We start from the raw sequence: 15,703 nt of genomic DNA, 5'->3' as shown, positions 1-15,703 counted from the left end.
GCGACTGGCGCGGAGCATGGCATGCGGATCATCGAAAAGAGCGGCGACCCGGTCCGCAGCCTGACGTTGGCCGAGGAAGCGCTGCTTGCGGGATTCGCCACCGGTACGCTGGGCGGGCCCAGGGTCCTGCAGGCCAACCAGTTGTTGATGAAGGTGCGCAGCGCAGGCCATTGGCTGGCCTGCGACTGCCGCGCCGATGAGTCACCCGTGCTCAACGTCACGCTCAACGGCCATACCGGTACCCTGTTTCTGAAGAACAACCCCGGCACGCCCGATCACCGGGTCGGCTGCCCTTTCACCCGGGAGGCGCGCGAGGACGCCGAGCGCACCCAGATGGCCGAGGCACCGGCGGCCTGGTTGCCGCCGGACACGCCCTTGCGGCTGATCGGCCCGTTTCAATCGGCCGCTGGCGGTAGCGCCACGGCAGGCTCGCAGACCGGCGAACGGCGTGACCCACAGCGCTTGCTGTCGCTGCTGCTGACCTGGATAGAAGCCAGTGGCCTGAACCTCTATGCCACCCACCTCAAGCGCGACCTGACCGGACAATTCGCCGAACTGCGCCGGGTCGCGGCGCGCTACCCGCTGCTCGAGCGAGTGCCGGCCAGCAACTACCTGGAAACCCGCCTGGACATGAAGCACATGATGATGCTCAAGGCCCGCTTGCGCGACGCCACGGTGTTCGGCAACGCGAGACGGCATGGCCTGCTGCTCGACTGCGTCGAAACGGTGAAGGCGCGCAAGGTGCTCACCACGCGTGACGAGGCTGGCTTCGACGTGCAGGGCCATCACCTGTTCTGGGGCGGCGCGCGCACCGCCGGCCCGCTGCTGGCCCTGGCGGTGTACTCGCCGGCGACGGCAGGCAGCCAGTATTACGAAGTGATCCATGTGGCCAGCGTACCGGTGCTGTCGCGCGGGCATCTGTTTCCGGTCTACCGCGACGAAGAGCGTGAGCCGCTCAAGGCGCTGGTGTCGCTGATCGACTGGATGGCGAGCAAAGGCGTCAAGGTGCAGATGCGCCGCCCGGTGATCGGGGCGGCGGTGATGGACGAGCTGGTGCTGACCTCCGACCGGGACCGGGTGCTGTCGGTGTCATTGCTCGAGCAGCCGATCGGCCCGGAGCCGGACAGCGAGCACTTCAAGCGTTACGCCGATTTCAAGAGCCTCGAAACGTTTCGGCGGTTCGTGGCGGGGTTCTTCATGCGAGAGCGGTGAGGCGGGGTTGGCTGTTCAAGTCGTATCGGCCTGGACGGAGGACGTGCTTTATCTTGTGGGCCTTGCAGGCCAGGCTTTTCAACGTCTTTGGCCAATACGATGTGGACTCCATCGCTGATCGGACAAAGCGGTTATTCCTGTGTGGAAGCAGCTGTCTTACAAGCGTCGTGTCGCTGAACCTGTTCGGGTCAACTGCCGCAACCAAAGGGCTGGCTTACGGCCCCTGCGGGCCCGATCGCGGCACAGGGGTGAACCTACAGGAGGACCGCAGTGCTGATTTGCCAGAACGCCGCCGTTCTCGTGTAGGAGCGGCCCCTGTGCCGCGATCGGCCCCGCAGGGGCCGTAAAATCAGCCACTCAACCCCTGCAGGCACATCCCCCACCCTCCAGAAAAACCCCTCCCACCGAATCCGCATGCACCCATACATCCGCCTGCGGATAAAGCGCCTGCATCCCGGGCAAGCCCGCTCCCACAGCGTTCATGACGCCGCCCCCTCGCCCCCTCCGAGTACCGCCCCCTACCCCAGGAACAGCCGATACGCCGGATTGTCCGTCTCGTCCCAGTACCGATACCCCATGCCCTCCAGCGCATTCGGCAGGCCGGCCTGTTCGTCCTCCGGCACCTCCAGCGCCACGAATACCCGGGCATGCGCCGCGCCGTGGTTGCGGTAGTGGAACAGGCTGATGTTCCAGCGCCTGCCCAGGCGCTCCAGGAACCCCAGCAAGGCGCCTGGCCGCTCGGGAAACTCGAAGCGCAGCACGCGTTCGGACGCCCCCGGTGCCGCATGCCCGCCCACGGTGTGGCGCACGTGCAGCTTGGCCAGTTCGTTGTCGGTCAGGTCCAGCACCTCGTACCCTTCGCCGCGCAGCGCCTCGAGCAGACGCTCGCGGGGGTCGTGCTGGGGGTGGGTCTGCACGCCGACGAACAGGCGCGCCGGCTTGCCCGATTGGCCGCGGTAGTTGAATTCGGTGACCTGGCGATTGCCCAGTGCCTGGCAGAAAGCGCGGAAACTGCCGGGACGCTCGGGCACGGTGACGGCGATGACCGCTTCGCGCTGTTCGCCCAGTTCGGCCCGCTCGGCCACGTGGCGCAGTCGATCGAAATTGATGTTGGCCCCTGAGTCGATCGCGACCAGGGTCTGTCCGCGGACCCCTTCGCGGGCCACGTAGCGCTTGATGCCGGCCACCGCGAGCGCGCCGGACGGCTCGGTGATCGAACGCGTGTCGTCATAGATGTCCTTGATCGCCGCGCACAGCTCGTCACTGCCAACGGTGATGACTTCGTCGACGAAGTGCCGGCACAGCTCGAAGCAATGCGCCCCCACCTGGGCCACGGCGACCCCGTCGGCGAACGTGCCGACCTGGGGCAGGATCACTCGCTCACCGGCGGCCAGCGCCGCCTGCAGGCAATTGGCATCGTGCGGTTCGACCCCGATGACCTTGACCTCCGGGCGCAGGTACTTGACGTAGGCGGCGATGCCCGCGATCAGTCCACCGCCACCGACCGGCACGAAGATCGCGTCCAGCGCGCCTGGCTGTTGGCGCAGGATTTCCATCGCCACGGTGCCCTGCCCGGCGATCACGTCCGGGTCGTCGAACGGCGGCACGAAGGTCGCGCCCTGCCGTTCGGCCAGGGCCAGGGCGTGGGCCAGGGCCTGGGGGAAGCTCTCGCCGTGCAGGACCACCTGCCCGCCTCGCGAACGCACGCCTTCGATCTTCAGTTCCGGGGTGGTGGTCGGCATGACGATGCAGGCCTGCAGGCCCAGGTGCCGGGCGGCCAGCGCCACGCCTTGCGCATGGTTGCCGGCGGACGCGGTGATCACGCCCCGCGCACGCTGCGCAGGGGTCAGGCGTGACAGCCGCGTATAGGCACCGCGGATCTTGAAAGAGAACGTCGGTTGCAGGTCCTCGCGCTTGAGCAGCACCTGATTGCCCAGGCGGGCCGACAACGCGGGCGCGGGGTGCAGCGGGGTCTCGATGGCGATGTCGTAGACCGGGGCGGCGAGGATGCGGCGGACCTGTTCGGACAGCAGCTGGCGAACGGGAGCGGAAGGCGGGGTGCCGAAGCAGGTCATCGATGACTCCTGGTGGTTTCGCAAGCCCGGGAGTCAGTCGAAGAACCCGCCTCCAGGGCGGGTTCGGTGCACGTGCGCGCTAGCCCGCCAATCCAATGATGGCGGTAATAATCAGGGCGAAGGCGCGGCACGGCGTGAAGGTGTTCATGGGTGGGACAGTAGCCTGTACCGCGCTCGGACGTCAACACGTTCGAACGGCCCGTTCAGGTGAGCGGGCGCCCACTGGCAGCGGGCAGGCGGATGCAGAAGCAGGCGCCGCCGAGCGCCGAGGGCAAGACGTTCAACGTCCCGCCTTGGCCTTCGATCGCTCGCCGGCTGATCGCCAGCCCCAAACCGAAGCCGCCCGTGGCGCGGTCACGGCTGCGGTCGAGGCGGTAGAACGGCTGGAAGATCCGCTCGGACTCCTGCGCTGGTACCCCGATGCCGTCGTCCTCCACCCTCAGGCAACAGGCGCCGTCGGCCTCCAGCGCCAGACTGACGCGCAGGTAGTGGTTGCAGTAGCGCATGGCATTGCGCACCAGGTTCTGCACGGCGCGGGCGGTCAGCCGTGGGTCGAGCACGAAAGGCCGCAGCTCATCGCCCAGGCACACGTCCCACTGCACGCCCCGGTTGTCCAGCTCCTCGGCGAAGGCGCCGAGCACGCTGTCGAGAAAGGCCGGCAGCTCGACCTCGACCTGCTCGCGTGCCTGCTCGGCGTCGTGCAGACGGCTGTAGGACAGCAGCTCCAGCACCAGCGCATCCAGCTCGCGCACGTGCCCGACCATCTCCAGCAGGCGCTTGCGACTGCCGGCGGGCACTTCGTCGAACAGCAGCTCCAGGCCGAAGTCCAGGCGTGCAAGGGGGGTGCGCAGCTCGTGGGACACGGCATCGAGCAGCTCGCGCTGATGGTTCATGTGCCGCTCCAGGTCGCTGGCCATGGTGTCGAACACGCTGGCCAGCTCACCGATGTTGGAGTGCCCGCCAATCCCGGTGCGGGCCGCCAATTCCCCTCGGCCCAGGCGCCGCGCGGTGTTCTTCAGTCGCTCCAGCTCGCGCCAGTGCGGCCAGACCCAGATCAGCAGGCCGCCCAGCAACACGGCGCCGATCAGCACTGTGACGCCCCAGGACAGCAGGTTGATGTCCAGCGGGTCCGGCGGCGAGTGCAGACGCACCAGCCACTGGCCGTTCAACGGCGCCAGGATGGTGTCGTAGTACCCCCACTCGCCGATGCGAACGGTGTACAGGCCCTGGTCGAGGCGCATGCGCTCGGCGTCCGACAGCGCGGCCCGGTCACGCTGGAGCAATTGCAGCCTCAAGGGCGCGAAGTCCTCGGCCAGTTGCCGTTCGACCTCGGGCCACCGGGCTTCAGGCACCTGCTTGAATTGCCTGACCACCAAGGCCTGCACACCTTTGGCCTGGTCCAGGTTGTAGGCCATGAAACGCGCCTGAAAGGCGCCGAAGATCGCGTCGGGCACCAGCAGCAAGGCCCCGGCATAGGCGACGATGATCAACAGGTACAGGCGCACCAGCAGCTTGAGCATGGTCGATCAGCACTCCCACTCGCTGCGGCTGAACAGATAGCCCTTGCCCCACACCGTCTTGATCTTGCGCGCCTCTTCGGCGTTGTCGTCGAAGCGGCGACGCAGCTTGGAGATCGCAACGTCCACCGAGCGGTCGGTGCCATTGAACTCGATGCCACGCAACTGCTGGAGAATGCGATCGCGGCTGAGCACCTCGCCGGCATGGCGGGCCAGCACCACCAACAGGTCGAACTCGCCCCGCGACAGCTCCACCGCGGCCCCGCACCACGTCACGTGACGCTCGGTCAGGTCCAGGCACAGGCCGCCGATGACGATGCGCAGGGGGTCAAGCCGTGGTTCGTGGAGGGTGCTGCGGCGCAGCAAGGTGCGCACACGTGCCAGCAGCACGCGGGGTTCGCAGGGTTTGGTCACGTAGTCGTCGGCGCCCAGCTCGAGCCCCAGCACCTGGTCGTGGCTGTCGTCCTGGGCCGTCAGCATGAGGATGGGCAGGGTCTGCGAGGCCTGGCGCAACTGGCGACACACCTGCAGGCCATCGAGCCCGGGCAGCATGAGGTCGAGAATGACCAGGTCGGGCGGGTCACGGCGCACGTCGTCCAGCACCTGGTCACCGCGTGCCAGGCAGCGGACCTGGAAGCCATTACGGTGCAGGTAACGGGCGATCAGCTCGGACAGCGCGCTGTCGTCCTCGACCAGGAGCAGAGTGGGCATGATGGCGATCACATGGCGTCGGAGGCAGGCAGAATAAAGAATCCTACAGCTGCGCCGGAGATTTCTTCACACTTTTTCACACATGACCTACAGAGGTTCACAGGCTTGATCGGTCGCGGTGACGTAGCATGGCAACGTTGCCCAGGCAGGCGGCGCACGGTCACCGACCCGCCCTTGTCTGTGCTCGTTCACGCCGCGCTGTGTGGCGTTTTGCCTGCCCCTTTTCGGACCTCTTCTATGCTGCCCTTCCCTTGCACCTTGCGCACCTGCACCTTGGCCGTGCTGGCCCTGCTGTGGCTGACCGGCTGCGACGACGCCGCCGAGCCGACGCCGCCTGCCCCGCCTGCCGAGGTACGCGTCGAAACCCTGCAGACCCAGCCGCTGGCCGTCAGCAGCGAACTCAGCGGCCGCCTGCTGGCCCCTCGGGTCGCCGAAGTGCGGGCGCGGGTGGCGGGCGTGGTCCTCGAACAGGTGTACCGCGAGGGCAGCGACGTCAAGGCCGGCGACGTGCTGTTCCGCATCGACCCGGCGCCTTTCAAGGCCGACCTCGACAGTGCCCAGGCGGCCGTTAAGCGCGCCGAGGCGACGCGCTACCAGGCGCGTCTGCAGGCGCGCCGCTATGCCGAGCTGAGCGACATCGAGGCGATCAGCCGGCAGGAATACGACAATGCCCGCGCCACCCTGATGCAGGCCGACGCCGCCGTGGCTGAAGCCCAGGCCGCGCGGGAGCGGGCCCGACTGAACCTGGGCTACGCCACCGTCACCGCACCGATCGCCGGGCGCATCGGTCGCGCCCAGGTCACCGAAGGTGCACTGGTCGGCCAAGGCGAGACCACGCCCCTGGCGACCATCCAGCAGCTCGACCCGATCCACGCCGACGTCACCCAGTCGATCGGCGAGCTGACCGCGCTGCGCCAGGCCCTGCGCGCCGGCGAGCTGCGACAGGCAGGCCAGGCGGCCGCCACGGTCACGCTGGTGCAGCCCGATGGCAGCGTCTATCCGCACAGCGGCACGCTGCTGTTCACCGACCTGCGGGTCGACCCGAGCACCCAGCAGGTGACCCTGCGCAGCGCATTCCCCAACCCGGATCTGGACCTGCTGCCCGGCGGCTACGTGCGTGTGCGCCTGGCTCAGGCGGTACAACCCCAGGGCCTGAGCGTGGCGCAGCGTGCGATCCTGCGCGACAGCGCCGGCGTGCCGAAAGTGCTGGTAGTGGGCGCCGATGACCAGGTCAGCGAACGCACCCTGGTGCTCGGCAGTGCCCAGGGCGATCGCTGGGTGGTGCTCGAGGGTCTGAAAGCCGGCGACCGCGTGGTGGTCGAGGGCCTGCAGCACGTCAAACCCGGCGACCCGGTCAAGGTCGCCAGCGAACCGACCGCGTCGGCGTCCGCCGCCACCGCGCCGTGAGGGCCTGAACCATGCCGCATTTCTTCATCGACCGCCCGGTCTTCGCCTGGGTGGTGGCGCTGTTCATCCTGTTGGCCGGCGCGCTGGCCCTGCCGCAGTTGCCCGTGGCCCAGTATCCCGATGTGGCACCACCGCAGATCGAGATCTACGCCGTCTACCCAGGCGCCTCGGCGGCGACCCTGGACGAAAGCGTGGTCAGCCTGATCGAGCAGGAGCTCAACGGCGCCGACCACCTGCTGTACTTCGAATCGCAGAGCAGCCTGGGCAGTGCCACCCTCAAGGTCAGCTTCGCGCCCGGCACCAACCCCGACCTGGCCCAGGTCGACGTGCAGAACCGCCTCAAGGTGGTCGAGTCACGCCTGCCTCGCCCGGTGACCCAGCAAGGCCTGCAGGTGGAGAAAGTCTCCACGGGCTTCCTGTTGCTGGCGACCCTGACCTCCGAGGACGGCCGCCTGGACGAGATCGCCTTGAGCGACTACCTGGCGCGCAACGTGATGAACGAGGTCCGCCGCCTGGAGGGGGTCGGCAAGGCGCAGTTGTACGGCTCGGAGCGGGCCATGCGGGTGTGGATCGACCCGCGCAAGCTGATCGGCCTGGGCCTGACGCCCACCGACGTGGTCGATGCCATCACCGCGCAGAACGCCCAGGTGGCACCAGGCAGCATCGGCGATCTGCCAGGGCGTGCAACCCAGGAAATCACCGCCAACGTCATCGTCAAGGGGCAACTGAGCGATCCGGCCGAGTTCGCTGCGATCGTCCTGCGGGCCAGCCCCGATGGCGCGGTGGTGACCATTGGCGATGTCGCCCGTGTCGAGATCGGCGCCCAGGAATACCAGTACGGCACACGCCTGAACGGCAAGCCGTCCAGCGCCTTCGCGGTGCAGCTGTCACCCGGCGCCAATGCCATGCAGACTGCAACGCGGGTGCGCGAGACCCTGGAGCAGCTGTCGCACCAGTTCCCGGCTGGCGTGAAGTACGACATTCCCTACGACACCTCGCCCTTCGTCAAGGCCTCGATCAAGCAGGTGATCATGACCCTGTTCGAGGCCATGGTGCTGGTGTTCGCGGTGATGTACCTGTTCCTGCAGAACCTGCGCTACACGCTCATCCCCACCCTGGTGGTGCCGGTGGCCCTGGCAGGCACCTTCGCCTTGATGCTGGCGCTGGGGTTCTCGATCAACGTGCTGACGCTGTTCGGCATGGTCCTGGCCATCGGCATCCTGGTCGATGACGCCATCGTGGTGGTGGAGAACGTCGAGCGCATCATGGCCGAGGAAGGCCTCGGTCCACGGGAGGCGACGCGCAAGGCCATGGGCCAGATCAGCGGGGCGATCATCGGCATCACCCTGGTACTGGTGGCGGTGTTCCTGCCGATGGCCTTCATGAAGGGCTCGGTGGGGATCATCTACCAGCAGTTCTCGGTGTCCATGGCGGTGTCGATCCTGTTCTCGGCCTTTTTGGCCCTGAGCCTCACACCGGCGTTGTGCGCGACTCTGCTCAAGCCGCTCCCTGCCGGGGGGCATGGCCGGCGCGGCGGCCTGTTCGGTGCCTTCAACCGTGGCTTCGAGCGCATGAGCGGCGGCTACCAGCGCTGGGTCGGCCAGGCGCTGGCGCGCAGCGGTCGCTACCTGCTGCTGTACGGTGTGCTGCTCGGGGTTCTGGGGTATGGCTTCAGCCAGTTGCCCAGTGCCTTCCTGCCGACCGAAGACCAGGGCTACACCATCACCGACATCCAACTGCCGCCGGGCGCGAGCCGCATGCGCACCGAGCAGGTGGCGGCACAGATCGAGGCGCACAACGCAGGCGAGCCAGGCGTGGGCAACACCACGCTGATCCTGGGCTTCAGCTTCTCCGGCAGCGGTCAGAACGCCGCGCTGGCGTTCACCACGCTCAAGGACTGGGCCGAGCGCAGCGCGGCGGATGGCGCCCAGGCCATCGCCGATCGCGCCAACCAGGCGTTCGGCCAGCTGAAGGATGCAGTGGCGTTCTCGGTACTGCCGCCGCCGATCGACGGGCTGGGCGAATCGGGCGGTTTCGAGTTCCGCCTGCAGGACCGCGGCGGGCTGGGTTACTCAGGGCTGATGCAGGCGCGCGACCGCTTGCTGGCACAGGCCAAGGACAGCGCGCTGCTGACCAACGTGCGCGAGGCGTCGCTGGCCGAGAGCCCGCAGGTCGAGCTGGAGATCGACCGTCGGCAGGCCAACGCCTTGGGCATCGCCTTTAGCGACATCGGTGCGGTGCTCGACACGGCCGTCGGTTCGACCTACGTCAACGACTTTCCCAACCAGGGCCGCATGCAGCGGGTGGTGGTGCAGGCCGAGGGCGACCAGCGCAGCCAGGTCGAGGACCTGCTGAAGATCCACGTGCGCAACGCCAGCGGCCAGATGGTGCCCTTGGCCGCGTTCGTCCAGGCGCGCTGGGTCAGTGGGCCGGTGCAACTGACCCGCTACAACGGCTATCCGGCCGTGTCGATTTCCGGCGAACCGGTAGCGGGCGTGAGCTCCGGGCAGGCCATGGCCGAAGTCGAGCGCCTGGTGGCCACGCTGCCGGCGGGCGTCGGTTTGGAATGGACCGGACTGTCGCTGCAGGAGCGGCTGTCCGGCAACCAGGCGCCGCTGCTGATGGCGCTGTCGCTGCTGGTGGTGTTCCTGTGCCTGGCGGCGCTGTACGAGAGCTGGTCGATCCCGACGGCGGTCCTGCTGGTGGTCCCGCTCGGGATCCTCGGCGCGATGCTGGCGGTCAGCCTGCGCGGGTTGCCCAACGACGTGTTCTTCAAGGTCGGCCTGATCACCTTGATCGGCCTGTCGGCGAAGAACGCCATCCTGATCATCGAGTTCGCCAAGCACCTGCTCGACCAGGGGCACAGCCCGGTCGATGCGGCGCTGCAGGCAGCCCGCCTGCGCCTGCGGCCGATCGTGATGACCTCGCTGGCCTTCATCCTCGGCGTGGTGCCCCTGGCCATCGCCAGCGGCGCAGGCTCGGCCAGCCAGCAGGCGATCGGCACCGGCGTGATCGGCGGCATGCTCAGCGCCACCCTGGCGGTGGTCTTCGTGCCGGTGTTCTTCGTGGTGGTGACGCGCCTGGCACGGCGCCGCCGTCCCGTCGCCACGCCTCCGGTGGCGCCGCCCGACGCGCGCTGATCTGGACAAGTCGGGCCTGGCATGGGAGGGTCTGGAGAGTCTTTGCCAGGAAGCCATCCCATGCCTGCCCCGTTGCCGCGTTATTCAGTGCTCATCCTGGCCGGGGGTCGCGGGCAGCGCATGGGTGGGCGCGACAAAGGGCTGGTGCGCTGGCAGGGCGAGCCGCTGGTGGCGCACCTGCACCGCGTGGTACGCCCGCTGACCGATGACCTGGTGATTTCCTGCAACCGCAACGCAGCCCACTATGCCCGTTATGCCGACCGCTGCGTGGCCGATTCCGAGACCGACTTCCCCGGTCCGCTGGCGGGGGTCATCGCCGGGCTCACTGCTGCGCGCCACGCCTGGGTGGTCCTGCTGGCGTGCGACGCACCGCGCGTGGACCGTGCCCTCGTCGAAGCCCTGATTCAGCTGGCCGTGACGCACGATCAGCCGGCCATGGTGCGCCAGGGCGGGTATTGGCAACCGATGTTCAGTGTATTGCCGCGTACGCTGCTGCCCTTCCTGGAGCACGCGTGGGCGGACGGCGAGCGCAGCCTGCAACGGATCCTGCGACAGATGCCCTTGCAGGCGCTGGAGTGTGCCGAGGACGATGCGCGGCTGGACAACTTCAACAGCCCGGCGTGGTTGTAAGACATCGCGGCGCAGGCCGGGCTTGTCGCTGAACCTGTTCGGGTCAACTGCCGCAACCGAAGGGCTGGCTTTGCGGCCCCTGCGGGCCCGATCGCGGCACAGGGGCCGCTCCTACAGGAGGACCGCAGTGCTGATTTGCCAGGACGCCGCCGTTCTCGTGGAGCGGCCCCAGCCGGGGCGCCGGACCGGCCGCGATCGGCCCCGCAGGGGCCGTAAAATCAGCCACTCAACCCCTCCAGGCACAACGATCGCGAGCAAGCCCCCACAAGAAGAACCGGGTTTGCCTGTATCAGGCCGGTGAGCCTATGGATGCAGCAGTGACCCTGTCTTGAGGCTTTTTCCAGAGACGTTGAAAGGCCTGGTCCTCCGGCCCCATGAGATCAGCCATTTCATGGGCCACGCCAAGCTGAACACGCCCGCTCGACCCACCAGCGCGCTCACCCTGCACGCATCACCCCTTGCCCCACCTTCTCCAGCAGCTCCCCGATCTGGAACGGTTTGATCAGCATGTCCATGCCCTCGCCCAGAAACGCCTGGCGATCCAGTGCGGTCTCGGCGTACCCGGTCATGAACAAGACCGGTAACGCCGGCCGTAGCGCACGGGCACGATCGGCCAGTTCCCGGCCGTTCAGCCCCGGCAGACCGACGTCGGTGAGCAGCAGCTCGATGCTGCCGTCGGCCTCCAGGTACGCCAACGCCTGGGCCGCGCTTTCGGCCAAGGTGCAGCGGTAACCGGCATCACGCAGCACTTCGGCCACCGACAGCCGCACCGAGGCCATGTCCTCGACGATCAGCACATGCTCGCCCGCGCCTTGGCGATCGGGCAGCGGCTCAGGCTGCACACCGACGGCAGGCTGAGCACTGGCCGGCAGCATCAGCATCACCTCGGTGCCACGGCCGATGGCACTGCGAATGGCCACATGACCGCCGGATTGGCGAGCGAACCCGTAGATGGTCGACAGCCCCAGGCCCGTTCCCTGCCCCAGGGGCTTGGTGGTGAAGAACGGATCGAACACCTTGTCCAGCACGCCTGGGTCGATCCCGGTGCCGTCATCGCGCACGGTCACCGTGACGTAGCTGCCATCCACCAGGTTCGGGTCGCCGAGGGCGCGGGTGGTCGCGGTTTCCACCCAGATTCGCCCGCCCCGGGGCAAGGCATCACGCGCGTTGATGACCAGGTTGAGCACCGCGCTTTCCAGCTGCACCGGGTCGACCAGGGCCACCACCGGTTGGGCGCTCAGGTGCAGCCTGAGGTCGATGCGTTCACCGATGGTGCGCCCCAGCAGCTCTTCGAGCGACTGCACGCGTTCGTTGACGTCCACCGCCCGGGTGTCGAGCGGCTGCTGGCGGGCGAACGCCAGCAGACGGTGCGTCAGGGCTGCGGCGCTCATGGCGGAGTTGAGCGCCGCCTCGGTGTACATCGGGACGCGCTCGCTGCGGCCATCGGCCAGGCGTTTGCGGATCAGCTCCAGGCTGGTGATGATGCCGGTGAGCAGGTTGTTGAAGTCGTGGGCGATGCCGCCGGTCAGCCGCCCCAGCCCGTCCATCTTCTGCAGCTGCAGCAACTGCGCTTCGGTCCGGGCCCGCTCGGCCACTTCATGGGCCAGCTGGGTGGTGGCGTCGTCGAGTCGGGCCAGGTGCGAACGCTCGCGGTGGCGGTGCTCGGTGACGTCCTCGATGAACGCCAGGCTCAGGCCCTGCTCGCGGTACGGCGACAATTGCCATTCGGCGTCACGCTGCTCGCCCTTCACGTTCATCACCAGGGTGCCTTTCCAGCGTGTCCCGTGCAGCAGGTGCTCGCGCAATGCCTCCAGCGTGGCCTCCTGACCCGGTGCGAAGCAGGCCTCGAGCCGCTCTCGGCCGTGGTTGTCCTGGATCATGCCGGCGAACGCCTCGTTGCACTCGTGGACCTTGAAGTCGGCATCGAGCACGGCGATCGGTGCCGAGACGTGGGTGAAGATCTCGCGAAAGCGCGCCTCGCTCTCACGCAGCGCACGCTCGGTATCGCGGACCCGCAACAGCGTGCGCAAGGTCGCCAGCAGCACGTCCGTGTCCACCGGGTGCACCAGGTAGGCGTCGGCACCAGCGTTCAGGCCGGTGATGATGTCGCCGGTCATGATCGAGGCGGCCGACACGTGGATCACCGGCAGCAGCGCGGTACGGCTGTCGGCGCGCAGGCGGCGGACGATGTCGAAGCCGCTCATGTCCGGCAGGTTGACGTCGAGGATCAGCGCATCGATCGGCTGGCTGTCGAGCAGCGCCAGGCCCTCGGTGCCCGTGGCCGCCTCGAGGATGCGGTAGCCGTGCTGGTCCAGCCGACGACGCAAGGCGTAGCGGGTGGCGGCGTTGTCATCGACGATCAGCAGGCGAACGTCAGAGCCCATCGGCACTCTCCTGGGCCAGTGCCAACGGGATGATCACCGAGAAGGTCGAGCCGACCCCTGGCACACTTTCGACCCTGACGCTGCCCCCGAGCAGCGCGGCGAACTGCTTGCACAACGACAACCCCAGGCCCGTGCCGCGCAGCTTCTTCTGCAAGGGCGAGTCGACCTGGGCGAAGTCCTCGAACACGGTGCCATGCAGCTCCTGGGCAATACCGATGCCCGTGTCGCTGACCGCGAAACGCACGCGGTCGACGCCTTCGAGCTGGGCCGAGATGCGGACCTCGCCACGCAAGGTGAACTTGACCGCATTGGAAATGAAGTTGCGCAGGATCTGCGCCAGCTTCTTGTCATCGGTGTACAGGCGCGGCAGGCCTACCGGTTCTTCGAAGATCAGGTCGACCGCCGTGGTGTCGACGATCGGCCGGAACATGCCGCGCAAGGCGGCGAACAGGTCGAGCATGTCGAACCAGGCTGGCGAGATGGTGATGCGCCCTGCTTCGATCTTGGCCAGGTCGAGCAGGTCGTCGACCATGTCGCTGAGTTCGCGCGACGCATTGCTGATGAAGGCCACCTGCTTGTGCTGCTCGGGGCTCAAGGGCCCGTCCAGCTCGTCGGCCAGCAAGCTGGTGATGCTCAGGATCGAGCCCAGCGGCGTGCGGAACTCATGGCTCATGTAGGACAGAAAGCGGCTCTTGAGGTCCGACGCCTGACGCAGTTGCTCGGCCTGGGTGTCCAGCTCGGCATAGAGCGCCAGCACGCCCTGGTTGGTTTCGTCGAGTTCGGCGCGCAGGGCTTCGTTCTCGACCTGCAGGCGCTGGTTCAGCAGCGCCTGTTCGGTGGCGTTCGCGCAGGGCTCAGCCATGGGGGCTCTCCAGGTCGATGACCACGACCGTCACATCGTCCCGCCCTCGGCAGAAGTCGCGGTGCAACACGGCAGCGATCACGGCCGGATGGCAATGCACCAGGCCAGGGTAGTCGTTGAGGTTCCAGCGCGACTGCAAGCCGTCGCTGTGCAGGATCAGCCAGCGTGCGCTGGGCTCAGCGTAGTCGAACACCTGCACCTTGCGGTAGTGCCCGCCGACGATGCCCGGGTGCGAGGCCAGCCCCTGCGCACGGGTGCCTTCGACCAGGCTGGCACTGATGTTGCCGATGCCGGCGAAACTGAAATGACGGCGTGCCCGTTCGTAGCGTGCCAAGGCCACTGCGCCGCCACGAGTGCCGAGCATGGCCTGGTGCATCGCCGCGATGGCGCCCTGCAGGTCGGCGAACGGCGTCGCCTCGAACACGGCGGCACCAGCGTGCGCCGCCGCCTCGGCGTCCTCGCCATGGCCCAGTCCATCGATCACCAGCGCGGCAACGCCCTGCTCGGTCATCGCCAGCGCCCAGGTATCGCCACAGGCCGGGTCGTCGTGCAACGAATGCTGGCTGACGCCGAAGCGCAGGTCCACGCAGGTGCCGGCGCGAGGGTACAGCCGCGCCAGCACCACGGTGCCGCGGGCGTCGCTGTAGTGGTCGCAGACCTGCGTCAAGCGCGAGATGCTGCCCAGGCCCAGGCCTTGGGTGCCACAGGTGGAATAGCCATCGGCCATGCACAGGTCGGCATCGAAGCCCTGCCCCCGGTCGATGGCCAGCAGCTCGAGGCCGTTGCCTGAGGGCCCAGGCAGCGTGCGCACATGCAGCACGCCCTGGCCTGCATGCTTGATCAGGTTGGTGGCCAGCTCGGTGGCGACCAGCGCCGCGCGGCCGGCGTTCACCTCGTCGAAGCCCTGCTGCTCGGCCAGACGCTGGACACTGCGCCGGGCATGGCCGACCTGGCTGTCGTCATCGATGGGCAGCACCTGGGTCAGTGAAGCCGAAATGATCATGTCCATCGGGTGATCGTGATCCGGGTGCCTTTGCCGGGCGTGGTGTCGAGCTCGAACTCATCGACCAGACGACGCGCGCCGGTCAGGCCCAGGCCCATGCCATTGCCCGAGGTCCAGCCATCGGTCAGGGCCAGCTTGAGGTCGGGGATGCCGGGGCCTTCGTCGCGAAAGAGCAGCCGGACACCGACCTGCACGCCGTCTTCCAGCACGCTCCAGTCCATGTCCCCGCCCCCACCATAGACGACCGTGTTGCGGGCCAGCTCACTGACGGCCGTCACCAGTTTGGTGAGATCGACCAGGCGCATGCCGGCCTCGCTGGCCAGCTTGCGCACCAGTTGCCGGGCCAGTACCACGTCCTGCTCGAGACGCACCGGTAGCGTCCCGCTGTCACGCAGCCTCATCGCGCATTCACGCGCAGGCGCAGTTGCGCCATGCCGCGCTCGACGTTCAGCGCCGTGCTCACGCCCGGCAAGGTCAGGCCCAGTTCGACCAGGGTGATGGCCACTGCCGGCTGCATGCCGACCACCATCGTCTCGGCGTCCATGATGCGTGCCAACGCGGAAATGTTGGCGATCATCCGGCCGATGAACGAGTCGACCATGTCCAGCGCCGAGATGTCGATCAACACGCCACGCGCGCTGGTCTGGCTGATACGTTCGCTCAAGTCGTCCTGCAAGCGCAGCGCCAGTTGGTCATACATGTCGACCTGGATGGTCACCAGCAGGAACTCGCCCATCTGCAAGATCGGGATGCGCTCCATGT

The 15,703-nt window shown here is 67.7% G+C and carries 12 protein-coding genes; 4 read left to right on the top strand and 8 right to left on the bottom strand.

Going from position 1 to position 15,703, the window contains the following annotated elements; genetic code table 11:
- The first annotated feature begins 21 nt into the window (after nucleotides 1–21).
- On the top strand, nucleotides 22–1,212 hold the full coding sequence (locus G7Z99_RS09325; RefSeq protein ID WP_181093422.1) for a hypothetical protein: 1,191 nt from the start codon (nucleotides 22–24) through the stop codon (nucleotides 1,210–1,212).
- Nucleotides 1,213–1,730: 518 nt separating this feature from the next.
- On the opposite strand, the gene ilvA is transcribed toward G7Z99_RS09325, so the two are convergent.
- From ilvA to G7Z99_RS09310, 3 genes are all read right to left on the bottom strand, one after another.
- Entirely contained in the window at nucleotides 1,731–3,287 is a 1,557-nt protein-coding gene (gene ilvA, locus G7Z99_RS09320) for a threonine ammonia-lyase, biosynthetic (protein WP_181093421.1), read from the bottom strand.
- 203 nt (nucleotides 3,288–3,490) lie between these two features.
- Entirely contained in the window at nucleotides 3,491–4,807 is a 1,317-nt protein-coding gene (locus G7Z99_RS09315; RefSeq protein WP_181093420.1) for an ATP-binding protein, read from the bottom strand.
- A 6-nt stretch (nucleotides 4,808–4,813) separates the two neighbouring features.
- Entirely contained in the window at nucleotides 4,814–5,515 is a 702-nt protein-coding gene (locus G7Z99_RS09310) for a response regulator transcription factor (RefSeq protein ID WP_181093419.1), read from the bottom strand.
- Nucleotides 5,516–5,752: 237 nt separating this feature from the next.
- Between G7Z99_RS09310 and G7Z99_RS09305 the strand changes: the two genes are divergently transcribed.
- From G7Z99_RS09305 to mobA, 3 genes are read left to right on the top strand one after another with little or no spacing between them, the layout of a single operon-like run.
- A complete protein-coding gene (locus tag G7Z99_RS09305; RefSeq protein WP_181093418.1) occupies nucleotides 5,753–6,922 on the top strand; it encodes an efflux RND transporter periplasmic adaptor subunit in 1,170 nt (389 codons plus the stop codon).
- 11 nt (nucleotides 6,923–6,933) lie between these two features.
- A complete protein-coding gene (locus G7Z99_RS09300) occupies nucleotides 6,934–10,062 on the top strand; it encodes an efflux RND transporter permease subunit (RefSeq protein WP_181093417.1) in 3,129 nt (1,042 codons plus the stop codon).
- Between the two features lie 60 nt (nucleotides 10,063–10,122).
- The gene (mobA, locus tag G7Z99_RS09295; RefSeq protein WP_181093416.1) at nucleotides 10,123–10,692 is read left to right on the top strand and encodes a molybdenum cofactor guanylyltransferase MobA; all 570 of its coding nucleotides are present in this window, start codon (nucleotides 10,123–10,125) and stop codon (nucleotides 10,690–10,692) included.
- Between the two features lie 437 nt (nucleotides 10,693–11,129).
- On the opposite strand, the gene G7Z99_RS09290 is transcribed toward mobA, so the two are convergent.
- The 5 genes from G7Z99_RS09290 to G7Z99_RS09270 are packed head-to-tail and all read right to left on the bottom strand — an operon-like array spanning nucleotide 11,130 to nucleotide 15,701.
- Nucleotides 11,130–13,076 carry a response regulator gene (locus tag G7Z99_RS09290; RefSeq protein WP_181093415.1) on the bottom strand — a complete coding sequence of 649 codons (1,947 nt, stop codon included), beginning with the start codon at nucleotides 13,074–13,076 and terminating at the stop codon, nucleotides 11,130–11,132.
- Complete coding sequence (locus tag G7Z99_RS09285; protein ID WP_181093414.1) at nucleotides 13,066–13,938, bottom strand: sensor histidine kinase; 873 nt, start codon at nucleotides 13,936–13,938, stop codon at nucleotides 13,066–13,068. Before G7Z99_RS09285 ends, G7Z99_RS09290 begins: the two co-directional genes overlap by 11 nt.
- On the bottom strand, nucleotides 13,931–14,941 hold the full coding sequence (locus G7Z99_RS09280) for an ATP-binding protein (protein ID WP_181093566.1): 1,011 nt from the start codon (nucleotides 14,939–14,941) through the stop codon (nucleotides 13,931–13,933). Before G7Z99_RS09280 ends, G7Z99_RS09285 begins: the two co-directional genes overlap by 8 nt.
- Nucleotides 14,938–15,342 (bottom strand): anti-sigma regulatory factor, encoded by a 405-nt coding sequence (locus tag G7Z99_RS09275; protein WP_181093413.1) that lies wholly within the window; start codon nucleotides 15,340–15,342, stop codon nucleotides 14,938–14,940. Before G7Z99_RS09275 ends, G7Z99_RS09280 begins: the two co-directional genes overlap by 4 nt.
- On the bottom strand, nucleotides 15,339–15,701 hold the full coding sequence (locus G7Z99_RS09270; protein WP_181093412.1) for an STAS domain-containing protein: 363 nt from the start codon (nucleotides 15,699–15,701) through the stop codon (nucleotides 15,339–15,341). Before G7Z99_RS09270 ends, G7Z99_RS09275 begins: the two co-directional genes overlap by 4 nt.
- Nucleotides 15,702–15,703: the final 2 nt, after the last annotated feature.

The sequence above is a fragment of the Pseudomonas entomophila genome, assembly GCF_013523165.1.
In the GTDB taxonomy this organism is placed as follows: Bacteria; Pseudomonadota; Gammaproteobacteria; order Pseudomonadales; family Pseudomonadaceae; genus Aquipseudomonas; species Aquipseudomonas entomophila_A.
The sequence above is the reverse complement of the archived record's forward strand: the minus strand, read 5'-3'. Positions and strand labels throughout refer to the sequence as shown.